The sequence below is a fragment of the Peribacillus sp. NJ11 genome (assembly GCF_030348405.1).
In the GTDB taxonomy this organism is placed as follows: domain Bacteria; phylum Bacillota; class Bacilli; order Bacillales; family DSM-1321; genus Peribacillus.
In genome coordinates this window covers 1,668,816-1,694,787 of sequence record NZ_JAUCFO010000001.1, presented here as the reverse complement: position 1 = coordinate 1,694,787, position 25,972 = coordinate 1,668,816, and the positions used below count along the sequence as shown (strand labels likewise).

22 protein-coding genes and 1 pseudogene are annotated in these 25,972 nt (G+C 41.4%); 10 read left to right on the top strand and 13 right to left on the bottom strand.

Features of this window, described 5'->3' with window-relative positions; all coding sequences use genetic code 11:
* Positions 1–453 precede the first annotated feature (453 nt).
* The gene (gene purT, locus QUF86_RS08295; protein ID WP_289334020.1) at positions 454–1,611 is read right to left on the bottom strand and encodes a phosphoribosylglycinamide formyltransferase 2; all 1,158 of its coding nucleotides are present in this window, start codon (positions 1,609–1,611) and stop codon (positions 454–456) included.
* A gap of 276 nt (positions 1,612–1,887) precedes the next feature.
* Between purT and QUF86_RS08290 the strand changes: the two genes are divergently transcribed.
* Positions 1,888–2,214: a hypothetical protein gene (locus tag QUF86_RS08290; protein ID WP_289314580.1), complete on the top strand. Its 327-nt coding sequence runs from the start codon at positions 1,888–1,890 to the stop codon at positions 2,212–2,214.
* Positions 2,215–2,657: 443 nt separating this feature from the next.
* Here QUF86_RS08290 and QUF86_RS08285 read toward each other — a convergent pair whose 3' ends face one another.
* From QUF86_RS08285 to katA, 3 genes are all read right to left on the bottom strand, one after another.
* Positions 2,658–3,851, bottom strand: coding sequence for a M14 family metallopeptidase (locus QUF86_RS08285; protein ID WP_289334019.1), 1,194 nt, complete (start codon positions 3,849–3,851; stop codon positions 2,658–2,660).
* 241 nt (positions 3,852–4,092) lie between these two features.
* A complete protein-coding gene (locus QUF86_RS08280) occupies positions 4,093–4,434 on the bottom strand; it encodes a hypothetical protein (RefSeq protein WP_289334018.1) in 342 nt (113 codons plus the stop codon).
* Between the two features lie 315 nt (positions 4,435–4,749).
* Positions 4,750–6,204, bottom strand: a complete 1,455-nt coding sequence (gene katA / locus QUF86_RS08275) for a catalase KatA (RefSeq protein ID WP_289314577.1) — start codon at positions 6,202–6,204, stop codon at positions 4,750–4,752.
* A gap of 650 nt (positions 6,205–6,854) precedes the next feature.
* On the opposite strand from katA, the gene QUF86_RS08270 reads away from it, so the two are divergent.
* The 4 genes from QUF86_RS08270 (at position 6,855) to QUF86_RS08255 (ending at position 11,295) form a co-directional block, all read left to right on the top strand.
* On the top strand, positions 6,855–7,745 hold the full coding sequence (locus QUF86_RS08270) for a TetR/AcrR family transcriptional regulator (protein WP_289334017.1): 891 nt from the start codon (positions 6,855–6,857) through the stop codon (positions 7,743–7,745).
* 153 nt (positions 7,746–7,898) lie between these two features.
* Positions 7,899–8,246, top strand: a complete 348-nt coding sequence (locus QUF86_RS08265; protein ID WP_289314575.1) for a phage holin family protein — start codon at positions 7,899–7,901, stop codon at positions 8,244–8,246.
* Positions 8,247–8,452: 206 nt separating this feature from the next.
* Positions 8,453–9,613 carry an endonuclease gene (locus QUF86_RS08260; protein WP_289334016.1) on the top strand — a complete coding sequence of 387 codons (1,161 nt, stop codon included), beginning with the start codon at positions 8,453–8,455 and terminating at the stop codon, positions 9,611–9,613.
* A 314-nt stretch (positions 9,614–9,927) separates the two neighbouring features.
* Positions 9,928–11,295 (top strand): amino acid permease, encoded by a 1,368-nt coding sequence (locus QUF86_RS08255; protein WP_289326788.1) that lies wholly within the window; start codon positions 9,928–9,930, stop codon positions 11,293–11,295.
* Positions 11,296–11,348: 53 nt separating this feature from the next.
* On the opposite strand, the gene QUF86_RS08250 is transcribed toward QUF86_RS08255, so the two are convergent.
* Complete coding sequence (locus tag QUF86_RS08250; protein WP_289334015.1) at positions 11,349–12,212, bottom strand: DUF4349 domain-containing protein; 864 nt, start codon at positions 12,210–12,212, stop codon at positions 11,349–11,351.
* Positions 12,213–12,506: 294 nt separating this feature from the next.
* On the opposite strand from QUF86_RS08250, the pseudogene QUF86_RS08245 reads away from it, so the two are divergent.
* Positions 12,507–12,815: pseudogene (locus QUF86_RS08245) on the top strand (TspO/MBR family protein); the annotation flags it as partial.
* Between the two features lie 170 nt (positions 12,816–12,985).
* Here the strand turns inward: QUF86_RS08245 and QUF86_RS08240 are convergent.
* Positions 12,986–16,804 (bottom strand): bifunctional 2',3'-cyclic-nucleotide 2'-phosphodiesterase/3'-nucleotidase, encoded by a 3,819-nt coding sequence (locus QUF86_RS08240; RefSeq protein ID WP_289334014.1) that lies wholly within the window; start codon positions 16,802–16,804, stop codon positions 12,986–12,988.
* 638 nt (positions 16,805–17,442) lie between these two features.
* Between QUF86_RS08240 and QUF86_RS08235 the strand changes: the two genes are divergently transcribed.
* Entirely contained in the window at positions 17,443–17,928 is a 486-nt protein-coding gene (locus QUF86_RS08235; RefSeq protein WP_289334013.1) for a DUF2798 domain-containing protein, read from the top strand.
* 277 nt (positions 17,929–18,205) lie between these two features.
* Here the strand turns inward: QUF86_RS08235 and QUF86_RS08230 are convergent, their stop codons facing one another.
* The 3 genes from QUF86_RS08230 to QUF86_RS08220 form a co-directional block, all read right to left on the bottom strand.
* A complete protein-coding gene (locus tag QUF86_RS08230; RefSeq protein WP_289334012.1) occupies positions 18,206–18,664 on the bottom strand; it encodes a DinB family protein in 459 nt (152 codons plus the stop codon).
* Between the two features lie 16 nt (positions 18,665–18,680).
* Positions 18,681–19,529, bottom strand: a complete 849-nt coding sequence (locus QUF86_RS08225; protein WP_289334011.1) for a GNAT family N-acetyltransferase — start codon at positions 19,527–19,529, stop codon at positions 18,681–18,683.
* Positions 19,530–19,919: 390 nt separating this feature from the next.
* Positions 19,920–20,084, bottom strand: a complete 165-nt coding sequence (locus QUF86_RS08220; protein WP_081088496.1) for a YvrJ family protein — start codon at positions 20,082–20,084, stop codon at positions 19,920–19,922.
* Positions 20,085–20,240: 156 nt separating this feature from the next.
* On the opposite strand from QUF86_RS08220, the gene QUF86_RS08215 reads away from it, so the two are divergent.
* Together QUF86_RS08215 and QUF86_RS08210 are read left to right on the top strand one after the other, a co-directional pair.
* Positions 20,241–20,864: a sigma-70 family RNA polymerase sigma factor gene (locus tag QUF86_RS08215; protein ID WP_289314566.1), complete on the top strand. Its 624-nt coding sequence runs from the start codon at positions 20,241–20,243 to the stop codon at positions 20,862–20,864.
* Positions 20,857–21,072, top strand: coding sequence for a hypothetical protein (locus tag QUF86_RS08210; protein WP_289314565.1), 216 nt, complete (start codon positions 20,857–20,859; stop codon positions 21,070–21,072). Before QUF86_RS08215 ends, QUF86_RS08210 begins: the two co-directional genes overlap by 8 nt.
* Before the next feature lie 57 nt (positions 21,073–21,129).
* Here the strand turns inward: QUF86_RS08210 and QUF86_RS08205 are convergent, their stop codons facing one another.
* The 3 genes from QUF86_RS08205 to QUF86_RS08195 all read right to left on the bottom strand — a co-directional run bounded on the left by QUF86_RS08205 (position 21,130) and on the right by QUF86_RS08195 (position 25,263).
* Positions 21,130–23,499, bottom strand: coding sequence for a penicillin acylase family protein (locus QUF86_RS08205; RefSeq protein WP_289334010.1), 2,370 nt, complete (start codon positions 23,497–23,499; stop codon positions 21,130–21,132).
* 290 nt (positions 23,500–23,789) lie between these two features.
* Positions 23,790–24,227, bottom strand: coding sequence for a hypothetical protein (locus QUF86_RS08200; RefSeq protein WP_289334009.1), 438 nt, complete (start codon positions 24,225–24,227; stop codon positions 23,790–23,792).
* Positions 24,228–24,399: 172 nt separating this feature from the next.
* Positions 24,400–25,263 carry an STAS domain-containing protein gene (locus tag QUF86_RS08195; protein WP_289314562.1) on the bottom strand — a complete coding sequence of 288 codons (864 nt, stop codon included), beginning with the start codon at positions 25,261–25,263 and terminating at the stop codon, positions 24,400–24,402.
* A gap of 144 nt (positions 25,264–25,407) precedes the next feature.
* On the opposite strand from QUF86_RS08195, the gene QUF86_RS08190 reads away from it, so the two are divergent.
* A complete protein-coding gene (locus QUF86_RS08190) occupies positions 25,408–25,551 on the top strand; it encodes a hypothetical protein (protein ID WP_289334008.1) in 144 nt (47 codons plus the stop codon).
* Between the two features lie 89 nt (positions 25,552–25,640).
* Here QUF86_RS08190 and QUF86_RS08185 read toward each other — a convergent pair whose 3' ends face one another.
* A complete protein-coding gene (locus tag QUF86_RS08185; protein WP_289314560.1) occupies positions 25,641–25,970 on the bottom strand; it encodes a hypothetical protein in 330 nt (109 codons plus the stop codon).
* Between the last annotated feature and the right edge of the window lie 2 nt (positions 25,971–25,972).

Genomic DNA, 25,972 nt, shown 5'->3' with positions numbered 1-25,972 from the left:
CACCAGCGTGGGTAAGTGATCTTGAACCAAGTTCTTTTCATTCAACGTCTTCAAATCGGAGTGATTTGTTAGGAGTTTGAAAGTGCTAAAAAATTAATGGAGAAAAGAAAAAAAGTTCCGGTTGTTTTCAGAAATCCGCTCCCTTTCCGCCGACTGTCTGCCATGCCTCCTCGACGCAAGCGTCTGCGGGGTCTTGGCTAGCCAGTTATTCGGCAGGAGTGTCGCAAATTCCTTCAAACTATTGAGGGTTTCATAAAACAAGAAAAAACCATAAAGTCCACCCTAGTCTTAAACATGGTTCGGGATGAGACCCTTCCGAATCCCCTATTGTCGATAAACTGAAGCATCCAATCAGGATGCTTTATTTTCGCTTATAGAACTCTGTCGGAGGCCTGGTTATGGAGGTCATGCTATATGAAAAAGCGCTCCATTCCAAGAGCGCTTTTTTCACTATTATTTCTCTACAACTAAACATTCCAAAGCACGGGCCGCATTCACTCTCGCCAACTCGATTGAATCGGCAGTTGACAGGGCAACCGCGACCCTTCTCCCTACCTTGGTAACCGGTTTTCCGAAAAGACGCACTTGTGTATTCGGTAAAGCCAAAGCTTGTTCAACACCGACTATAGAATATTCCGATAACTCATCTTGCGCTTTTAATGGACGGCTGGCACCTGGGCTGATCAGCGTGATTTCCGGGATTGGAAATCCTAGTATCGCTCGAACATGAAGGGCAAACTCGGACAAATTCTGAGTCACTAATGTCACTAGCCCTGTATCATGCGGACGTGGGGAAACTTCACTGAAATAGACTTTATCCCCTGAGAGGAAAAGCTCAACCCCGAATAATCCGTACCCTCCAAGTTCATCTGTAATCGCATGGGCGATTCTTTTAGCTTCCATTATTTGCGCTTCTGTCATATTATGTGGCTGCCATGATTCAATATAATCCCCGCCCTGCTGAATGTGACCGATAGGAGCACAAAACATGGTACCATTCACGGCCCGGACAGTAAGCAGCGTAATTTCCGAATCAAATCGGATAAATTCTTCAATGATCACCCGTCCATTTTGAACCCGGCCGCCTTCCATCGCGATTTTCCAGCAATCCTCCAGGTCACCTTCCGTTCGGCACACACTTTGCCCTTTACCTGAGGAACTCATCAGCGGTTTTACGACATTGGGAAATCCAACTTCCTTGGCAGCTTGGACAAATTCTTCATATGTATCGGCGAATTTGTAGGCTGCGGTCGGAATCTCCAGGGTTTCAGAAGCCAACCTTCTGATTCCTTCACGATCCATAGTCAATTTAGCCGCTCTTGCAGTCGGAATGACATGAAAGCCTTCTTCTTCCAATTTGACTAATTCAGATGTAGCGATGGCTTCGATTTCCGGTACAATCAAATCGGGTTGTTCTTTTTCTACAACTCCCCTTAGTTGCTCCGCATCCAGCATATCGATCACATAACTGCGATGAGCGACTTGCATGGCAGGGGCATGTTCATAGCGGTCTACAGCAATGGTCTCAACACCAAGTCGCTGTGCTTCAAGTATGACCTCTTTCCCCAATTCACCCGAGCCCAATAATAAAATCTTTTTCGATTTATACATTCAGTCTCTCCTCCTTAATACTTCAAAATCATTATATACGAACTATAAACGAATAAACATAAATTTTTATTCGTATTTTCAATCAATTTTCCCAGAAAATATAAAGTAAACATATCTATTTCAATAATTCTAAATACCAACTTGACAAATAGGATTAATGTATTTTATACTGCTTTTATATAAGGAAAACATATAAGCTGACTAGTTCACTGGAGGCTCTCTACTCAACAAGAATAGGGGGTTTTTTCGTTTTTATCAATGAGGGAGGATTGCACTATGCAAAAGGAATCGCTACGGACCATTTCCCCTATCATGAATGAGAAGCAAAATGGGGGCTTAGAAGATATGGAGTACCTAAATCTGCCGGACAGAATATTTTTCCACTGGTGCCAGCAGCAATACCGACTGAATAGAGGGGTTTACAACACGATCGATCGTTGGTTCTATGAATATGGCATTGTCCATATTCTTTACCGCCGGATCAACTTATTAGCCTTTTTGGAATTCGCTTCTACCCCTGAACAAGATGCCGGAAAAACAAAGTTCATTAAATTCGGCAATGGTGGACTAACGCAAAAGTTGCAGGAATTCATTGCAGATTAACCTGAATCTTATAGGGCCCTTATCAGTAAGAAGCCCATTTTCCTATGCTGATAAGGGGATATAGAAGCGAATGTCGAAATTTGCAATACGAATATTTTTGTAAATGTAAGCGCTTTCTATTATAATGGAATTAGGTTGGATGGCATGCGTGGCCGTCAAAGTATCTGGCGTAGGTGGGGCCAATACTAGCGCTAAGGGAGACAAACTTCCTTACCGTAAAACTATTAGAATTCCTTTTGGTAGGGGCTGTATTATTACTAGGACGAATACTGGAGAACGTCCTTACTTTTTAGGCTTAAAGCGAGTTAATCATGCAATCGATAAGTAAAGCATAACTTTACTTATTCTTTGCAGCAGCCCTCATCGTTTCATGTCTAATAGTTTATAAGACTAAAAAGCTCTTCCCCAGGAAACGGAGTTGAGCTTTTTCATTTGGTCAAAATTCACATATATAGCCCTGCTAAGAAAATCCCAAGCGATTTCTGATAAATCTCATCGAACTGTGATATAGGAAGTGGATTGGTTCCTTTGCCCAGCTCCACGGTAAATCCTGGCCTTCTCCAATCCTGAATGTACCAATCCTTATACCCTGCGTAACTATTGGCGGATTTGACAGGCTCATATCCACTGACCCTCGCAAACTCATTGACTATCGTTTCGGACTCGGGTGGTTCCAAATCTTCAAACCCCCAATAAATGACCTCTCCTTGGGTATGGAAAGCAAGGACTTTGCCAAAATCGCGTTTTCTTGTCAACTCTGACATTGCAATCGCTTCAGGCTGCGTAAGCGGGCCTTCCCCAGGATAGTTTGCCGGACCTGGCTCCGTTACATTATTGCGCGCTTGTTCCAATTCCCATTTGGCGGGAAATTGATCATTCAGATCCACTCCATTGATATTGGCTTTCCAGCCAGAGAAGTCTTCGCTGCCATTATTCCATTCCACGAGCTGACCTTTCAATGACTCATCTGCAGGCGGGCCTTTCAGAACCAACTCTACTCCGTCCGGATTCACCATCGGAACGACCGATAACATCGTCTGTTGATAAAAAGGATACATGGATAGACCGCGGATGTCAGCCTGATTCGTGATTGCGAGTAAATAATCATTTAAAAAGGTCATGATCACAGGTGTCGTAATCCACTCATTGGCATGAAAGGACCCATTATAGTGAACTCGTTTGTTACCATTTCCAATCAGCACTTCGGGGATATCTCTCCCAAGTACCGAGTCCCCAATTGGGGATGTTTTAATAAATGGATAGATATTTTTCAAACGTCTTACATCAGTCACCATCATCTCATAATCATATTCCTGGTTTCCTTGAACTAGCCTCCACGTAATCCTTAATGGCACAGAAATCGTCTGACCAACTTGCAGGGCATTCGGGTTGAGATTAGGATTAACCAAAAATAGTGCATCCAATGAAAGATTACGTGACCTGGCAATTGCCCATAACGAATCACCTTGCTTAATGCTATAACTGGTAGTCGTAAAGCCAGGAATTTTGATTTGTTGGCCAATCATAAGTGCAAGTGGATCAATCCCATTATTGGAATCAATGATAAGTTGGTAATTCACCTTGAATAATTGGCTATAATACCACAAGGAATCATTCTGCCTCACAAAAACGTCCATACTGCACCTCCTCTTAACCAAATGTATGCTGATTCGATTTAATTATTGCCAAAGCACCCGGGCCATCTTGATAGGGACTTCATGATTAATGATCCTCACTCCTCAAATCGAACCAAATTGGGGGCATCATCCGGAATGCTTAGATAATGCTTGGTATTCCCATAGGTACCATCAGGTTCCAATCCCTGAAATCTTTTGAATTTCGCCATCCGATCTTCTTCTTTGACCCAGCCCAGATGCTTCAAGCATATGTCAGATAACTTGTGAGGCAATTCAAAAACATTTCCGGTATGCTGCGGCCTATCGTTCCACTTGCATTCAAACCCCTCACGATACCTGACCAGGAACGGCCGGTAGTACTGGTGAGCGCACCAGAGTTCATCCACCCTGTAATGGGTTTCATTCCAAAAGTCATATAACCGAATTTTCTTGATCGCTCATCTTCATTGTCATCAATGAAAAAATGGCCAATCTCCATTCCCTCCACATCCAAGCGTTCAAGTGAGAGTAAAAACTTTTGTAAAATATGTGGTTTATGGTAAATTGGACTGCCTACTAAAACCTGTTTCTTTTTATTAGTCATTAACTCCACCCTTTACCGATAAACTAAGTACCCAGCCCCCTATTGATCTGACTGCATTATTTCCTTTACGAACATTTATAACTATATATTCATACCGAACTTGTTGGGTGTCAGTGATACCTTGTTCCACGCTTTATAAAACGATGGCTTTAATTCATCAACTTGCAGCAGCCACCTTTTTGGCGTCCTATTTCTTGGGGTCATGGTCAGAATATCATCGCCTTCCTGATGAACAGGACATCCCGGTATAAAAAAAGGCACCCATTCATGAATGGGTGCCTTTTTGCTTTAAAAATAGATTGGGAGTTCCATATTTTACGCTTCTTGTGGTACCACCAAGCCTAAACCTTCAGCTACGCGCGTTCCGTATTCTGGATCGGCTTTGTAAAAATGGCCGATTTGACGAAGCTTGATTTCTTCCAATTCAACAGGTTTCATTGCGCCCACAATCGTTTCGACAAGGCGGGTTTTCTCTTCCGCACTCAATAGACGGTATAAGTCACCTGCTTGAGTGTAGTGATCATCACTATTATGACCCACTTGTGCAGCTTTTCCAGTCACCTCGAAAGGAGTGACTTTATTTTCCGTTGATTCTGCAGGACCGCCAAAGCTATTCGGCTCATAATAAACAGATCCCTTTCCATTGTCATCCGCCCGCATGAAGCCATCACGCTGGTAGTTGTTCGCTTCGACTTTCGGACGGTTAACCGGAAGCTGGTTGTGATTCGAGCCTACACGGTAACGGTGTGCATCTCCATATGCAAATAGACGTCCTTGAAGCATCTTATCTGGGGAAGCTTCAATTCCTGGCACGAAGGTCCCCGGTGAGAACGTGGCTTGTTCCACTTCTGCAAAATAGTTTTCAGGATTTCTGTTCAATTCCATACGGCCAAGCTCGATTAGCGGATAATCTTTTTGAGACCATACCTTCGTTACATCAAATGGATCGAAACGGTATGTATCCGCATCTTCCAAAGGCATGATCTGAACATATAATTTCCATGCAGGGAAGTCCCCTTTTTCAATGGCATTGAAAAGGTCTTCCGTATGGTAATCAGGGTTTTCACCTGCTAGTTTTGCAGCTAGATTCACATCAAGGTTTTTGATGCCCTGTTCTGTTTTGAAGTGGTATTTCACCCATACGCCTTTTCCTTCATCATTCACCCATTTAAATGTGTGGCTTCCGAAACCATGTGTATGACGGAGTGTAGCAGGAATGCCCCGGTCGGACATCAGGATCGTTACTTGATGTAAGGATTCTGGTGAATGTGACCAGAAATCCCAAACTGCAGTCGGGTTTTTCAAATGTGTTCTAGGATCTCTTTTTTGTGTATGAATGAAATCGGGGAATTTAATCGCATCGCGAATAAAGAATACAGGCGTATTATTACCGACGATATCGTAGTTTCCTTCTTCCGTGTAGAATTTAACAGCAAATCCACGCGGATCACGGACTGTATCGGCAGATCCCAATTCACCGGCCACTGTAGAGAAACGGATAAAAAGATCTGTCTTCTTGCCTACACCATTGAAAAGTTTAGCTTTCGTATACTGAGAAAGGTCGTTCGTTACTTCGAAAGTACCGAATGCACCGGCACCTTTCGCATGAACTACACGTTCAGGGACACGTTCACGGTTGAAGTGGGCTAGCTTTTCCAACAAGTGTACATCTTGAATGAGTACAGGACCGCGTTCGCCGGCAGTGATTGAGTTTTGATTATCTCCAACTGGTGCTCCCCAGCTTGTAGTAAGGTTTTTCTTGTTCGTCATTATTGAACCACCTTTTCATTATTATTTATGTATATAATGATAAAGCTTCTCAGAAAAAAATCAATACTTATTTATAATAATTTTAATATAATAATCAATTCATTAAGTCACCATTAATATTGCACCCCCAAAACATAACCATAATATGGATTACTTACACTTTATAAACGTTGGTTGTACAACATATAAACAAATTAATATTCCTAATAATGGTATACGACCCTCATGCCCAATATTCCTTCGTAATAAGTGTTTTTATCATTTCTCCTACTAATGGGATAGTAAACGAGAATGAGAGATATATGCTTTCTTGATACGATGCGGCTGCACCTGGTTCCTTCTATTTATTTTATAGCAATCCAGATGATTCTCCTGTGACTTTGTTCACTTCATTAGCCTTTATTTACATAAAGTGTAGAAGGATGCATTTTGTTGATTCCCGATTTCATCAGACTTGATCCATTCGCGTACATTTTGGATTTCAAAAATCCATGAATTCCTATAAAAAAATTGGCTGAAACAAGGTATCCATATGAGGACATCACCCTTATTTTGCTAGAGAAATTGTAAACATACTGGTTTGTATTCGTATAGAAAATAAGATACTATTACGTTAAAATGACCGTCCAATAAGAGTAAGGGTGATATAAATGAATGAGCGGAAACAACAGGTAGTTAAATATGCACACCAATTATTTATCGAAAAGGGTTATCAAGCAACATCCATTCAGGACATTTTGGATTATAGCGGCATTTCAAAAGGAACATTTTATAACTATTTTTCTTCTAAAAGCGAATTGCTTAAGGCAGTCTTCCTGACTACCCTAGAAAAATTAGAAAAAGAGCGGAATGAATTGCTGATTGGGCAAAACCTTGGAGATATTGAAATATTCATCAAACAATCCGAATTGCAAATGCACTCCAATAAAAGTAATAAACTCTTTTCCTTATATGAAGAAGTAATGATTTCGAATGATACCGAACTTAAGAACTTCATAACCCATGCTAAATTCCAGCATATACATTGGCTATCAAAACGGTTTCTGGATATTTTCGGCGCTGAGAAAAAACCCTATATTTTGGACTGTGCCATTCTTTACTCGGGGATGATGCATCAAACGATTCATTTTAATGTCTTGGCTAAAGAGCCCGATTTCAACCCTACTGAAGTTATCCGTTATTGTGTGGACCGGATCAAAACCATTTTCGAAGATGTTAGCCAGTCCGGCGTACAGCTTTTAGAACCCGATCAAATCAAGCAATGGCTGCCGGAGTGCTTCAATACACAGCAGGATTTTCATACAGCACTCCTGCACTCTGCAAACGACCTAAAAAAGATGATTTTGAAGCTATGTCAAGATGATGAAGCTGAACGGGTGAAAAACTTAAAATTAATTCACTTTATCCAAGAGGAATTTTTACAAAACAGTGATCCGCGAACCTTCCTCATCGAAAGTGCCCTGCTTTCCTTAAACACCAATCCAAAGCTGAAAAACACATTGGAGTTAAGTGAATTCGAAAAGATCATTGCCAACAACTAATAGAATAAGACCCTAAAATGGGTCCTTTTCTTTTCCGGGGGGAGTACATATCCGCCCCCCTCTTTTTTGTGACAATTCTGTAAACATATAACTGAAATTCATGAAATTTTAGTATAATGACTTGTAGTAAAGTGACTTCAGGAGGAGTTTTTCATGAACATAATAATGCGCTTTCTTATCAACGGGTTGGTATTGCTCGTTATTGACTGGCTTCTCGACTCCATCACGATCAAATCTTACGGTACAGCCCTGCTGGCGGTTTTTATATTATCAATCATGAACTTGCTGGTTAGACCCATTCTGCAACTTATCACATTGCCGATCACCATCCTGACGTTCGGGTTGTTTTCTTTCATTATCAATGCCTTCACATTTCAAATCACCTCCTATGTAGTGAGTGGCTTTGTAATAGATTCTTTTTGGGGAGCTTTAATCGGATCATTTCTATTGAGTTTCATTCAAAGCCTTCTTATAAAAAAGAGTAAAAAAAACCGTCAGTAGGATGCTGACGGTTTTTCGTATCCATGTCATTTCCATAACGGACTTCGATATTTCCCGGGCTATTTCCCTAAATTTCGCTAACCCTCACTAGCTGTATTCTCTCATTTTTGACAATCCAGAAGGAGAAGGCACCATTTATCCATAACTTTACATATACATGCCGATTTTTCTGGAAATGGGTATGAATCGATTTATGGAGGAATGACATGTTCACAAAACATGAACCAAGACTTATCCTGTCCATTTTACTCGTGCTGGCATTCTTTATTCCCGCTCTTTTCGGCACCCCTTCACTAGCCGCGACTGGTGATGGCAGCTTGTCATCTCCTTTCTCCGTTTCCCAAGCCATTGCAAATCAAGACAGCACGATTAAAACGGTCAGTGGTTATGTAGTGGGACAGCCCACCTCTGCTAACACCGTAGTCACGAACAGCTATCCGAATGATTATGCCATAGCCTTAGCAGACAGTTCCGCGGAAACAAACATTGCCAATATGGTATATGTTCAGATCCCATCTTCCTTTCGACCTGAATTTGGGTTGAAATCGAATCCTTCTTTAAAAGGAAAAAAAGTCAGCGTAACCGGTGCACTGAGTGCATATTTCACCCATCCAGGCTTAAAATATGTTTCTGCCATGGTTTTTTCAGGGAATGATTCACCTGAACCAGAGACACCCGGGGTCGGCTCATACTATGAATCAGCAAGCGGAAAATCAGGGGCTTCGTTAAAGAGTTCCCTCCATGAAATCATCGATGACCATACGGAAATATCGTATACAAATGTCTGGGACGCTTTACGGAAAACCGATGAGGACCCGAATAACGCCAATAATGTCATTCTTCTTTATACAGGGCGTTCTCAAGGAAAAACAATGAACGGATCTGGTGTCAATGATTGGAACCGTGAACATGTCTGGGCAAAATCACATGGCGATTTTGGCACCACTTTAGGACCTGGCACCGATCTACATCACCTTCGGCCGACTGATGCGTCCGTCAATAGTACAAGAAACAACCTGGACTTCGATAATGGAGGTTCTGAACACACCGAAGCGAAAGGAAATTACTATGACTCGGATTCTTGGGAACCTCGCGATAGTGTCAAAGGGGATGTCGCCCGAATGCTGTTTTATATGGCGGTTCGTTACGAGGGCGATTCAGGGGAAGTCAATTTAGAGCTAAATAATCAAGTGAACAATGGTACAGCCCCGTATCATGGTAAATTAGCCGTCTTACTGGAATGGAATGAACAGGACCCTGTAGATGCCTTCGAGCGTAACCGAAATGAGGTCATTTATAATGAATATCAACATAATCGCAACCCTTTCATAGATCATCCGGAATGGGCCTCCGCCATCTGGCAATGATAAACAAAAAGCTGTTCCTTTACATTGGGACAGCTTTTCATCGTAAAATAGTCTAAATTTTTGGAAAAATCACATAATTATATTTTGTTTAAATAGCATTCCATTTAGTTATAAAAGATTATTATATAATGAAAACAGGTAAGATCTCCTTTGTGGTAAGCGTTTTCATTTTTCACTTTACAATCTCCCTATTAAAATATATTATTTAGTTGTAATATTATGTGAAAAATCAATAAATAATATGTATTCAGCTCTACTAGTGATAAAATGCTAGATAGAGAAAACTTCACTCCAACAAAGAAAAGGGGAAAATTATGCAAAACTCCAAAGAATCTCAACTGCATAGAGGTTTGGAAGAAAGACATATCGCATTAATGTCTCTTGGCGCAGCCATTGGAGTCGGTTTATTTCTCGGCTCGGCATCTGCGATTAAACTAGCCGGCCCAGCTATCATTATTTCTTATGCAATTGGCGGTCTTATGATCTACCTTATCATGCGGGCACTAGGGGAAATGGCGATAAAAAATCCTGTCGCAGGCTCATTCAGTCGCTATGCAAGCGAATTTGTCGGCCCTCTTGCCGGATATATAACCGGTTGGAATTACTGGTTCGTTTGGATTGCCACCTGTATGGCCGAAATTACGGCAGTCGGAATCTATATGCAATTCTGGTTCCCAGGGACTCCACAATGGGCTTGGGCGTTAGCCGCACTTGCCATCATGACAACGATTAACTTTCTTGCTGTAAAAGCTTACGGTGAATTGGAGTTTTGGTTCGCACTAGTTAAAATCGTTACGATCATCCTAATGATCGTTCTTGGCTTCGGCATGATCATCTTTGGACTGGGGAACGGCGGAATCGCGGTTGGATTCGGCAACCTTGTTGAACATGGCGGATTTTTCCCTAATGGGATTTCCGGTGTCATCCTCTCTTTCCAAATGGTCATGTTCGCCTATTTGGGAATTGAAATGCTCGGTGTAACCGCAGGTGAAGTCAAAAATCCTGAAAAATCTCTAAAAAGAGCCATCGATACCGTCTTTTATCGAATCTTACTTTTTTACGTTTTAGCTCTGACAGTCATTCTATCAATCACTCCATGGGATCAAATGAATGGAGAAAACAGCCCATTCGTTATGATGTTTGATAAAATCGGTATACCAGGCGCAGCAGGAATCATTCAGTTTGTCGTACTGACAGCGGCCCTATCATCTTGTAACAGCGGGATCTTCAGTACGGGAAGAATGTTATTCAACCTAGCGCAGCAAGGTGAATCACCAAAAAGTTTCGAACGTACAACAAAGTCGGGCGTTCCTGGCGTTGCCATTATCGTTTCGGCTGTCGTGCTACTTTTCGGTGTTTACCTTAACTACATGGAAGCCGATAAAGTTTTCAGTTACGTGACAAGTGTCGCCACATTCGGTGCACTCTGGACTTGGGGAACCATACTTGTCACACAGATTATGTCTAGACGAAAAATGAGTCCGGCGGAAAAACAAGGCTTAGGTTACAAAATGCCTCTTTTCCCATTCACTTCTTATTTCACTCTAGCCTTTTTAGTATTCGTAATGGTTGTACTCGGCTTTTCAGCAGATACAAGAATCGCTCTAATCGTTGGTCCGATCTGGATCTTACTGTTAGTGGTTCTGTATTATGTGACCGGTTTGCATAAACGAAAAAGATAAATGCCAGAGGGTGCCCAAACGAATTTGTTTGGGCACCCTCTTTTTTTCTTCCTTTACCTTTTCCCCCTTCTTTTCAGCGCCCAATGGACCACCGCTACAGCTCCGCCTAAAATAATGAGGATAGGCAAGTTTCCTATTATGAAAACAATGATTCCTGAACCCGCTTTAAGTAATAGATTCGCACTCGTTGCAAGTTGTTTCTTCGTTCTCTCCCATGTATTCAATTCCTTATTATCAATGCCCGGTACAACAATCCGGTCCTGTATGAACGTGATTGTAACCGTTGAATATGAAGTCTGGTTTTCAAGATACTTCATTTGCCCGGTCAGCTGCTCTATTTCTTCTTGAACCACGGCAAGATCAGATGATATTTTCAACAGATCTTCTGTCTTCTTAGCGTCCTGCATGAATGCAAGTAACCTTTCCTCCACAGCCCTCTTTGACTTCAGCCTTGCTTTTAAATCTACATATTGCTCCGTCACATCCTGTCCTGTAACATTCCTTCCGACCACTTCTGAAGCCTCGCCCTCGCTATCGGCTAGAAAATCCTGAAAACGGGCCTCGGGGACCCGAACAGTGATGGTTCCTTCCACCAATTCTTCATCTTCCCTGTATACATTGGACTCGACAACATATCCGCCATATTCATCCACCTTATTCTCAATCTTCATTTGTGCCTTTTCAAGGTTCCTCACTTTCAACTCTAGCTGGGCTTGATGGATGACCTTTCTTTCATCCGTCACCCCTTCTTTTTCCGCGACTTCTTCCGGCTCCTTATTCCCAGAAAAGGAAGCGTCCATTTTACTGGTAGCCTTTTCATCCTGTGATTCCGATGCTGAATCATCTTTTTCATTACTGCTGCATGCAGCAAGTAAAAGGAACAAACTGAACAAAAACATCATTTTTTTACGGTTCATCGGTATTCCCCCTTTTCTTAATAGTACCGACGTAAAATTTGGAAGAAAGTTACACTCCTTGATTAAAGGACATGTTTTATTTTCAGATGAAAAGGTAAAGGTATTAAGAATATCCAAACAATGAAGAAAGAAAATGATTGCATGATGTACTACGGAAAGTTAGCTAAAAGTGTTTTGGTACCTGTGGTCGGAGGTTCACTTGTGGGGATATTCGCCACAAGGAATTCAAAAGAAATTTATTACAAACTCAAGAAACCTGCTTTTGCTCCTCCTTCCTGAACCTTCCCCGTTGCTTGGACCGGCCTTTATACGATTATGGGAATAGCGAAATATCGCATTGCATCCAAAGAAAAAAAATCGAAGTCAGCTTAACTCTTCTACGATACTCAACTAGGGTTGAATTTCTTATGGTCTTTTTTATTCTTCAAATGGGGCTTGCGCGGAACAGCATTTTTTGAAATGGCTGCACTGCTGACCTTGATTACATTAACGGCATTCGAGTTTTATAAAATAGACCGTACATCAGGTTTAGCGATGATTCCCTATATCGCATGGGTCACCTTTGCATTGGGATTAAACTTTTCCATCTTCAGAAACAATTGATCACAAAAAGGAGCGCCCCCTTGTATTAAGGAGCGCTCTCTTTTAGGTTTCACGAGTAAATTCGCTTAACTCACGAGTAAATGTCCAATTTTCACGAGTAAATCCGCTTTACTCACGAGTAAATGCTCAATTTTCACGAGTAAATCCTCAAACTCACGAGTAAACCTCAATTAATTATTGATATTCGTAATTCTGCCTTCAATTTCTGCCGTGATCTTTCCGCCTTTGAAGGTTTCTTTCACATAGTTAACGAAAGCTTCCAGATCAGCATGCCCAAATACTCGCTCTTTTCCTTTCAGGACGGTATAGTTATCACCACCGCTTGCCATGAAATCATTGACGGCGACCGTGTATGTTTCGGTATCCTTGATCGGTGTCCCGTCCGCTTTCTTCAATAAGGTGACACGTTCGGTGACAGGTTTACTGAAGTCGGCTGTGTAGCTCAGTCCAGAAATTTGCAAAGTTTTCGGAGATCCTTCAACGATCCATTGCTGTTGAAGCAGCGTTTTCACTTCGGCTCCAGTCAGTTCGAGCTTAACCAATACGTTTCCGAACGGCTGGATTTTCGCTAAATCGGAAAAAGTGACTTCCCCCTTTGGAATATCTGCACGAATTCCACCTGGATTCATGAAGGCAAAATCGGAATTCAAATCTGCTTTCATCGAATCGGCAATTAAATTACCGAGTGCAGTTTCCTGTGTATAGGCATTGGTTCTTAAAATTTTATCATCCGTTGTCCCAAGTGGGGCTTTCAACTCGGGGAACATGTCTAAATAGTCGTTAATGAATTTCGTCGTCCCGGCATCGGGTGTGATGCCATCTTGTGTAACCGTGACAATTTCAGCTGACTTTTTGACAATATCCTTTGTGTTTGGATCGATTTCCAAATCAACATCTTCAAAAGCCGTTCCATAAGAGTAAGCTTGTACAATCAATTTATTATCCACATAGTTGTTGACCCTTGCATGATTATCTCCTGCTAAGATCACATCGACTTCATCATCCACTGCATTGGCAAGATCAGCCACTTCGCCTGTGATGACCCCTTCCTTTTCAGTGCCTGGGTCATGCGAGATGATCACAATGGATTTGACGCCCTTTTCCTTCAACTCATCAACCGCCTTATTTACCGCAGGTGCCTGTTCTATGAATTCCACATTCTTAATGCCATCCGGACTTACTTTTTGAGGTGTGGCATTCGTGACTACACCTATGAACCCAATATCAACCCCGCCGACCTTTTTTATGACGTAAGGGTCCAAAATGGGTTTTTTCGTGTCTTTATATACGACATTGGCAACCACATACGGAAAGTTCAATTTATCGAATACCACATCAGATGTGGGCGACTTTCCGCCATTGATTTGAGCCATCAGGGTTTCTACCCCTTTGTCGAACTCATGGTTCCCGACAGTTCCGACATCGAATTTCATATTATTCAAAAACTGTAGCGTCGGTTTGTCCTGGATCAAAGAGGAAACGGGAGCACTTGCCCCAACAGCATCCCCTGCTGATAGTAAAAGTGTATTTTCAGGGTTTTCAGCTTTACGCTGCTTCATGTGCGCAGCTAAATAATCAGCACGCCCTTGTTTGATACCGCCAAAATCAGAAGTGGTATCCAGCTGGCCGTGAAGATCATTGATTCCGAGCAATTGCACCTTAACGTTTTCTTTTCCAAGATTGAATTTGTAAATGCCAAAGCCTTTATCATCGGTTTTACCTGTATAGGAAATCGTACTTTCTTCATTTAGATATTCCGCACCCTTTGGTGATGAGGTGAAAGTAACGTTCACCTTGCCTGAAATCGGGGCAATCGACCAGTTATTATCAGCGGTTGGATTAATCTCACCCTCTTGTGTAATGTAATCCATCAAGATTTGGCGATTTTCATCCGCAGAGTCAACTACGTATTCACTGCCTTTCACTCCCGGGAAGTTTCCTCCGCCCGAAGCACGGTAATTATTCGTAACGACGATGAAGTCTTGATTCGGGTCCACTGGTTTGCCATTATATTTCAAATCTGCAATCCTGCTTGAATCCGACACTTTAATCCCTTTTTCATCATAGCGCGGAGCCTTGGTGACATCGATTTGATACGTAACGCCGTCAATCACATCAAAATTATAGACGGCAAACTTTCCATTAAGCAATTCCTGTTCCTCAGACTTGGCAGGATCAATTTTATTATATTTCCCGGCAGACATCTCAAGCCATTCTTTAACCACGGACCCTTTGATCTTGATTGCCTTCAAGGTATTATCGTATAAATATAAATCGCCGGCGCTGCGAATGGTCAGTCCGCCTTCTTTGATTTCGGTGAATTCCTCGACTCCATTGCGCCCCGCTTTGAAAGGGGCTCCTACAGAAAGAATAGGCAAGTCTTTGTATTCAGGACGGTTGCTTTGGATATATTTTTCCACATACCATTTCTGCGCGCTTGTCACGACCTGTACAGAAGGATCATCTTGCACAAGGGCGAAGTAACTATGGATTGGAGCTGTAGTCGTTCCAATTGGCGTGTTGACATACTTGATCGTTCCTTCGTGATCCTTTTTAACGGCTTTGACGACAGATGCATCTTCAGCTGCTTTTTTTCCTGTTACTTTGTCGTTGATTGCCCGTGTTGATGAATCAGAATGAACGACCTTCCATTTCCCTTTGATATTCTGGATATCAAGATCGATGATCCCCAGATTACTGCCGCCATATCCTGCTTGAACGGCTGGTACACCATTGATGGTGCCCTTTTTATTATCCACGCCTTTAAGGATTTTTCCTTGGCTATCTTTAAATAGGCTGTCTAAAGACGCCTCATCTTGTGCCGGAAAGACTTTATGCGTGTGGGAGAACGTGATGGCATCGATGCCGGATACTTTGCTTAATGAATAGATGACATCCTCGGTATTCTTGGTGTCGCCATTAAACCCGGAATGAGTGAGCGCCACGATGACATCCGCACCCTTTTTCTTCATTTCAGGTACATATTTATTTGCAGTCGTGACGATTTCTTTTGTAATGACCTTACCGTCAAGATTCGTTTTATCCCAATCCATGATTTGCGGAGGGGCAAATCCAATGTAGCCTATTTTTACTGATTTCTCGTTTCCATTGATATCCTTTACTTTTTTCGTGACGATCTTATAAGGGGTATATTTATTTTTGTCATTCTTTGGATTATTGTCTTTATCCTTTTTATAAACATTGGCATTCACATAAGGGAAGTCCGCATCGTTGATGGCCTCGTCCAAATAAGCTAAACCATAATTGAATTCGTGATTGCCGAATGTAGCGACATCATAGTCAAGCAAGTTCATCGCTTTATAGACAGGATGGACTTCACCTTTTTTCAGTGGCGCTATTTTCGCTTTGTACGTACCCAGGGGGGTCCCTTGAATAAGGTCGCCGTTATCCACTAAAACACTATTTTCCACTTCTTTTCGTGCCTGTTTGATTAAAGATGCCGTGCGGGAAAAGCCGACGGAGTCCGATACGGCATCCTTATAATAATCATAGCTCACTAGATTAGTGTGTATATCTGTCGTCTCCATGATCCTTAGTTCAAATGGTGCATCAGAAACGGAGGTTGCCAGGCTGTTGCCGAAGTTACTCGTATTGCCGTTATACTTGGAGACAACCGATACCTTGACCCAATAACCCGCTTTATACGTATTGAAGTATGCAGAGAACTTTTGGGCCGATTTAATATCCGCCTCAACGGCTGACTGTGAAATGACCTTCGTCCCATTCATTAACTGGAAGACAACTGTTTCATTTCCTTTGTTCCCTTTTTTCGGTGTGACCGTTACAGTCGCCTTGGTGCCATTTGTGTAATTAACGGCAGGAGCTGAAATGTTGAATGGTTTAGTCGCGACCGGTTTCTTATTAGACTCTTTGGCGGACGTCTCCCCCGGTACGGTAAATGGGGCTGTAATCAAACTTACAGCCAGAATCGGGGCAAGCATCTTTTTAACATGCATCTTGAACGACATACTTCACAACCCTTCTATTTTTGTAAAATGCTAGAATAATATAACATGATTTTGTCGAAATCGCGTCATAATTTACCATAATATTAATAATTTTGAATAATTGGTACTATTTATCCATTCCCATTCACTGAACATGGATCGTTTTTCCTTCAAATATATATAATCGTCACCGAATCCGAGGGAATCCTTAGGGAGAAAGGTGCTTTTTAATAAAAGGCTGGCCCATGCACATGAGCCAGCTTGCTTACATCGTATGATTTCAAAATCGTTCCTTCTTTCTTCGACGCTCTCTACTTCAGTGAAACCGGAAGCGCCGCTGCAGTTAATCCGCTTGATAATAATAGGACCAAGGCAATCACCCCAGCATACTCCCAATTGATAATGAAATGCTTACTGGGAATCTAATGAATCATCAAACTCATTGAAACAAATTAAATTCGCTATTATTCTTTTATGGTTCTCTTTATCTATCAATTTTTCTAATTCGTTTTTTTTTGCAAAACCTCTATAAACAAGGTTTCATCAAAACAACAATGTAATTAAAATAACTTAAAATAAAAGTCATAAAGATGTCACTTATGTAAAAAAATTTTGGCATATATAATTACATTTATGCTTAAAAGAAAGGATGTTTTTATTTGCCTAGTAATAAAAAGGAAGGCATAATCTTTGGGCTTTTTATGTGTTTTGGAATGGTTCTTATTATGTCAGTTTACAACACAGCTTTACACGGGTTTTCATCGTTTACAGTAGGGGGTGCAGTGATTCAATTTGTGGTAACATTCATCGTCGCTTTTATTGCAGAGTCAATAGTTGAACCGAAGGCGCGTAAACTTGCATTATCACTGCCTTATGATAAATCGAAAGAAACCAACTTTATTATTGCAATCGCCTTTTGTATGGTCCCAATAATGGTCCTTATTATGTCAGTATATGGGGTTATTTTAACTAGGTTAATAATAGGAATCGAGGGTTCAATTGTCACAGCTTACCTTAAAACAGTTGGTCTAAACTTTATCGTGGCGCTACCATCACAGTTACTGATTGTTGGACCAATCTCACGCCGGTTATTAACTAAATACATTAAACCAGCGACACATAAGCCAAAATTAACAAAAATTTGAGTGCGTAAATATTAATGTATATGACAAATAAATAAAAAGGATTAAGCTAATACGCTAATCCTTTTTATTTAATATGTTATAACTCTACTGCTTTAATACGAAAAATTTCTTATATTAGGAATTAACCTGTCCCATCCAGACCAAGGCGTGCCGGTGAAACGACCATTATACCCAATATGGATTCCCGAACTGTCCCCCTCCATAATCCCCTTTTTTGAAAAAACCTGCAGAATTCCTTTCAAAAAAAACTGGTAACCAGTTATTAAAACATGAAAACCTATAAATCCCGATTTATTAAACTGGCGGAAACCGGTTCGATTCCCATCTCCCTCGACCAGATGGACAACTGGCCTATATGATGAATTTCGTGTGCTATCAGATGGCGCAGTATCCTGCCCTTTTGGTATGTCCCCTCCATCCAGGATGGCTGAATCATCTCTTCCTTCCCATCAATTGAATGCGAGTTCAAATAGTCCACGACCTCTGAATGATAACGCCCGGATAATTCCTCCACTTTCTCGATCGTATTATAAGCTTCTAAATCAATCCCGACATCCGGCTTCCCTTGTATGGCCCTGATCCAGCTGCATTCGACATCGATTATATGGGCGAGTGTCCTTAAAATATTGCCCATCCCGCCAGTACGCTGTCGTTTCAGTTCCTCAATCGGTACGGATCTGCACCACTTGAACCACTCATTTCGCACCTGCCAGTTATAAGTGAATAATGTCAACATCCCTTTTCCCCCAACACTATTTGACGTTAAAGCACCGCTTCCCTTTATATTGATAATAATCCTGTCTTTGAATGGTTTTGAATCCACAAGATTCATAGAGTCTTAAAGCATGCTCATTAGTCGCCTCGACCTCGAGAAAAATATCATATCCCAGCTGGCATTGTTCGGCTACAACCTTTTTCAATGCCTTTCTGCCAAGTCCGTTTCCCTGGTATTCCGGCAAAATGGAAAATCCATAAATCCACGCTTCCCGGTCTGAGTGATCAACACGGATCTTACCGACCGCGCGGCCATCCTTTTCAATCATCATGGTTTTCAGAGTATCCTCATATAGGATGCGCTGATAATAATCCTTCGCCTCTTGTTTCGTAAATTGGAAACATTGAATATCCAGCTGAATTTCCGTTTCCTCATCATCTCTCCGTGAAGGGCGAACGACTGCATCCTCATAATCATCCAGTTCCGTTTGAGACCATTTCATTTGAAACTCAGAAAAAGAAAACTCACATGGGAGTTTTTTCAAGAATCCTGTCCCTGAATGGGATTGGGAAGGTGCGTTCAAGATGATCAACTTATAGTTGCGCTCCATGGCACTCCTTATAGCTTCATCCATCAGCTTTGTAAAAATGCCTTGCCTCCGAAAATCAGGATGTACCATCCCACACATCTCCACTTTGTTTCCAAAATCGTAAAGACCAAGAAAACCAACAAGTTTTACTCCATCATAGTGAAGAAAGTCATTCTTATTCAAACCATTTCGACTACGAAGCGTTTCCCAGTTCAGCTTTAATGTAAAATCTTCCCCTTCACATTCATGCTGTAGAATCCGAATATCTTCTAGCTGTATTTCATTCAAAATTGTCACCCCTTTCCATACTATCAGTTTATTACCAAAAAATAAGAAAAGCAGCATCCTTTTACTTGGATGCCGCATATTTACATAAGTTTATATATGAATGTTGTTTTTTTAAAAGTATTTTCACTTTAATCCATAAAACTAAAATCGTATGAGGGGAGGATTTCCTATCTAATTCCATTGACGGATGAATTATAGCAGTAAAATGATTCCAATTGAGGATTATTTTTTACCCATTTTGTGCTATATTCCAAATAATGGTTTATCATTTTTTTATTTGACTTTAAAGGAGGAATTTAATGGTCCAATGTACCGGTTTCTTTATACCCGAATTCCGGACCCTTTATTGAACAGAACCCGAAATTCGGTTTTTACTACCTAGCACATTACGTCCTGAGGTTATCGTTTTTTCGTTTTGTGAGCGGACTTTTTTAAGTTCTCTACGTCCGTTGTCAGTTCTTTTAATTGTTTACCGAAGCGGAAGAGCAAAAACATAGAAACGACGAATGGATAGCCAAATTCGCTAACTAATGACACCCACATAGTAGCATCCTCAATCATCATCCTCTTCACCCCTTTTCTTGTATCTGCTATCTAAAGTGAAACTTGTTTTAAAAAAACAATCTAGCACTATTGATTTATGGATAAAAGAACGAATGTTCGTATATAATTGATTTATTCCACTTGTCCATCACTTTATTAATTAAAGGAGGGATAGCGATGAACCAATTAACTTCTCATTTTTTTTCTCATTCATTGGAATTTCTGCAACAACAGTACTCATCTTTCTTTGAACAACCGATCATTCAAGTATTTTTACAGAACCCAGAGCATTTAAAGATTTTCACCGAAACTCTTGATTCCCCTTCTTCACACAACATTTGCCAACTCAACGAGACTTTCAAAATTTTCTATTACCGGGCTAAGGTATACAAATACATGTGCTCCTTAATTTACTTTTTCTCCGTTGACTTTGATAAAAGGGCACGGAAGCAGCGGGAACGCTATCGAATGGTACTTGATGCGACACCAAGGGATACTGGCGGAATGATCGATCGAATCGGCACTTTGGACGTTCAACTTGAAAAGATGGGAGAAACGAATGATCTATCTTCACACATAAGTGATGAAGAGATGATAAAAGCCTTGAAGAAGTTAACAGCCAAACAAAACCTGGTGCTGACCATGATTTTTTCCTACGGCCTATCCAACAAGGAAATTGCTGCCTATTTCCATGAGTCGCCACAGAATATCTCAAGCATCCGTAAACAAGCTCTAAAAAAACTTCGAAAGCACTATATGGATGAGGTATATAATAGAAAGGAGAAAAGCCATTGTGGATAAAAAACTCTCAAAAGAAGAATTGGTGAATCTTATCGATTCTTTAAATCCTAAAATAAAAAAATCGTTAAAAAACACAAACTATCAAGACCGGAATGATCTGGAACAAGAGATTAAACTCAAGATCATTGAGTCATATGAAAAAATTGCAGCAATCGAGGCACCTAATTTCGAGGAATTCCTTGCAGAATTCCTGACTAAGCAAAAATAATGAAAAAGTACCAAGTCCAGAGCATGCATGCTGGACTTGGTACTTTTTTTCTGAATATCAGTATGATGGATTCAATGTCAGCTTATCACCTTTTGGATCGTCTAATGCCGTTTTGTGATAAGTACCTTCTGCCCAATCATCAAGCTGATCGTGGTACCACTCACTTTTAACGTTACCTGATTGCCCCGGGCCAACGAGGTGATACCCCTGGTTCATGTCGGATAGGTCGATGACAAACCTCCAGGAGCCACCATGATTAACAGTTCCGTCATCTAAAAATGCCGCTGCCTGTACAGTTACACTGCTGCCGCCGACCGGCATTCCGCCGCCGCTGTTAAATAAATAATTTAACGGGGCGACACTTGATAGCGGGTGGTTAAACCTTACCTGATGATAGTCACCCCATTCCCAATCAGCTATATCGTCACCTTGCGATTCTTCCAGCTCCTTTAACGTCTCCTGTAACGACTTGGCGAGTACCTGCTCCAGTCCGCCTGCCTCTTCAATCCAAGGACCCGGCTTACCGTCCAGTGCCCGCCTTAGTAGTTCATCAATGGCTGAACGCCTTCCATTAAAGAGGTTGAGGGTTTCCTCCGGTATTTCTTCTGTAAGCAGAACTTCCCCTATTTTTTTCATCCAGACATTAAAAATCAGCGGCGCTGCTTCATCAACGGAATCAATATGATTCCATTTCTTAAGAATCCTAAGTGCCTGTTCTTCCTGTTTTCCCGAAGGACCTTTCAATACCTCTAGAAATTGAGGGACAAACTCTCTAGCTTGCAGATTCAGCTGATCCATTTGCAGGCTTTGCATATCCTCGGCCGTAAGCTTTTTATTGGCTTTTAAAAACTCCTGTATCCTCATCTGACGGTAGGGCTGTGCCCAGTTATTGCTGATGTGGTAAGGATAGTCATCCGAGATGACTTTATTATTCGCTGTCGAAATGAATCCCTCTTCCGGATTGACCGTTTTTGGAAGTTCATCAAACGGAATGTAGCCTTTCCACTCAAATTCATCCGTCCAGCCAGGTACTGGCAGCATACTATCGCCTTTTTTCCGGATTGGGATTCTCCCATTCGCCTTATAGGCAATGGTCCCATCGACTGAGGCAAAGACGAAATTCTGTGCCGGGGTTTCGAATTTCAAGAGGGCCTTTTCGAATTCTTTCCAGTTTCCGGCTTTATTCATATTCAACACCGCTTCAAGCTCGGCAGAAGGATCAAGTGCCGTCCACCTTAATGCAAGGACGGTATCTTTTCCGCTTTTCCCGGCAAACTCGGAAACAACCGGTCCATGGCGGGTAACCGTCACCTTATAGTCAAGTGTTTTACCATCCTTCACCTTGATCGGCTCGTCCAGGATTTCAGCTTTTTCCCATTTACCTTTGTAGGTGAATTCTTTCTCGTTTTCCGGGTTTCTCTTCTCAATATACAGATCCTGAACATCCGGACCTGTATTGGTCACACCCCAAGCGACCTTTTCGTTATGACCGAGAATGATTCCCGGAATCCCGGCAAAAATAACACCGCTCACATTGACTGTCGGGGCCTCCAAATGCATTTGATACCAAACGGACGGTGTAGCTAATCCCAGATGGGGATCATCCGCCAATAGCGGCTGACCGGAATCCGTTTTCTTGCCTGAAACGACCCAGTTATTGCTGCCGTTGAATTCATAAGGAATAACCGCCCCAGCGAAACTTTTTTCAATATCCAGTTCTTCCTTGCTGATGATATATGGAGCGCCATTGGGATAATTCGGGAATAAATCATACGCTTTTTCCTTAGGGAACGTTTGCAGCAAATACTGTCTAAACGCCTGATCTTCCCAGTTCCCGCCTAAATCAAAGGCCATATATTTACCGATGGCCAGCGAATCGACTGGTGTCCACGGCTCTGGTTCGTATCCAAGTAAAGTGAACTCTGCCGGCCATTTCCCATTCTGCTTCAGTTCATCGATATAAAGATTCACCCCTTCGGCAAACACATCCAGGGCTTCTTTCCCGTTACTTGTATATGCACCATAAGAGGCTTCAGCCGCCCGCCTCAACCCCAGTGTACGAAAATATTTATCATTTTTGACGGTTTTCTCACCAATCACTTCACTCAATCTTCCTGATGCCTGACGCCTGCTTAAATCCATTTGAAATAAACGGTCCTGTGCTTGGATATACCCTTGGGCTAAATACAAATCATGTTCATTCGCTGCGTTGATATGCGGTACCCCACTGGAATCCCGCACTACCGTAACCGGTTTCAAAAGGCCTGGAAGCGATATTTCCCCCTTTGTTTCGGGCAAGGATCTTGAAAGAAATACATTTGCAGCAATCAAGACAGACAGCAAAAGTAAAATCAGGATTCCAAAACTCCATAGCGCCCGTCTTTTCCATTTCGGTTTTGGCTTTTGCTGAGGTACGGCAACTTCCATCGATACATCTCCCTCTCCCTTAAAACTCTCTTTCTTTCTATTTAAGATATTCCGCGTTTCCACCCACCTTTCCTACCAACTTCCTGACATTCTCTCTTTTTATTTCCGGAAGGGAAGATATGCTCAAGGGCGGATTGTTCCCGTCCAAGGTCGGATTATTCCGAGGAAGGTCGAATTATCCCGCTCAAGGATTTATCCCCAAAAAGGTCGAATTACTACCGCGAAATTGCTTCGATAAACATTGTCAAATGCAAAAACACCGATACTATGTATCGATGCGTCAGGGGATTCTAGCTATTTGCAATTATGTATTCAATCACTTTTTCCGCATCATCCGTATAAAAGAGGGCCTTATCGAAGTCATGGGCCGCCTTCGTCTCGGCTTCCATGTATTCAACCGGGGAAAGGAAACCAAAGAGCCGCTTCCATTTATTGTTTTTCTCAAGAAGTTTCCTTGCCCTTTTTATATCCTCTGGTATGAATTCATTAATGATAAAACATGGGTCAGAAAATGAATGGTCCTGAAAACGTTCGTTCAATGCCTGCAATTTTCCCCGATCCCATTCCACCCTTATCAAATCTGATATGACCGCCACATTTTGGACCGAGTCGAGGATGCGTTTTGACAAAACATCATATTCTTCATCCTCCAACCCATTATCCGTCATGATTCCTATACAATACCATTTTTCATTATGATCCAGTTCTTCATTTTTCTTGAAAAACACTATTCATCCACCTTCCTTTCACGCTTTACATGTCCTATTTCTTTTTCTTGTATATTATTTTTCCCATTCATTATCTAAATGGCATGTCCGTCCTCACGCCATTTCACTATACCATGGAGGGATATGCAACTTCATGACATACAAAAAAGATACCCTGAAAAGGATACCCCCATCATACCGGCTGAAGAGCCAGCCCTCTTTGTTTAAACAGATATTCCATAGCCTGCCTGAACGATAGAAAAGCTTTTACCTGATTAGTGAAATCGAGTTTGATTATCTCTTTCACCACATCAGGGGTAAAACCGACAAACATCGTTTCCGTACCCATCAACGCCAGTGCCCCCACTAGTTTATCTAAAAGGGAGAGCACATTGCTTTCCTTCGTAAAGGTAATCCCGGAGAAATCGATAATCAATACTTCCGCATGCAGATCTGCACATTTTTGCAGTACAGTCGATTGCATCGGCTCCATTCTCCAATCATCAATGCGCCCGATCAATGGTAAGAGCAGGACATCCTTTAAAACGGTCTGAACGATCGGAGTGGCCAATTCTTCCATGACTTCCTGGTTTTCTTTTATCTTCTGCAAAGAATCGTTTGCCATTCTTGCCATTTCTTTATAATGATTCACGTAACTTATACTCACACAGTGTATGAATTGGTCCAGGATCGCATCAATTATCGAACTTGCCTTTAGCAAAATTTCAATGGAGTAGTAGCGGTTGCTTACTTCTTCTTCAATGAAACTCCAGAAAAGATTACGTACCAGCTGAGCTTCCTCAATATTCTTATCTAAAGGAATACCCATATCCACGACGCGCTTTCCTATTTCCATACCCGTTATTTTCATACGTTCCATCGCTTGTGACTTTCCATGGATTAAGGCATCTGCATGGATTTGAATAAGCTCTGACCTTACCTTTTTACTGGTTTCAAAATCATAGAGCGGGACATCTTCTTCGAACAACTCGATATGCTCCACTAAGATATATTTAAATTTTTGAATTTTTTCACCGATCATTCTTAATTCTTCCATGTAGACCTCCCATACAGGGCTTTCATCACATTTTATCAAATAGTTAATGGTTATGGGTATAAAACCTTCTATTACCAATATGATAATAGACGTTTACCCTTTTCTGAATAAGGGTATTATGACATATGACTTGGAGGGATTACCATGAAAAAAGATCAACAAGACTTTGAATCTGAAAACATGAGCGATTTAGTCGAACTCATAAACAGTAAAAATAACAGCCGCAGATTATTGGATGTACTTCGGCGTAACAAAAAGGATAAAAGTAAAAGCAAAGATAAAAAATGAAAAAGCCCAGTCCAATGTGGTCTGGGTTTTTGAATGGATAAATAAAAGAGCTGAGTTTGTTATTTAAGCAAACTCAGCTCTTCCTGTCACTATCTTTTTCTCCGAATCTCCTTCACATGGTTCCCTTCAGTGGTAATATAGACTGTTTCATCAATTTTGTATGTTAAATAACGGTCACAATCAATTTCCAACGTTTTCCCATTGTCGAATTTCATTGCGCAATTGGATCCCTCTTCGGTCTCCGTCACATCAATGACTTCGTTCGTCTTAAAACCGACTGCCTTGCCATCGGAGAAATGAGGATAGTATTTTTCAACAATCTCTACCTTTTCCAATCTGCCAGGACTTGTTAAGTATACAACGAATAAAATAATTAATACGACTATTAACCCAATGAGAATTACTACTTTTCGTTTCACTC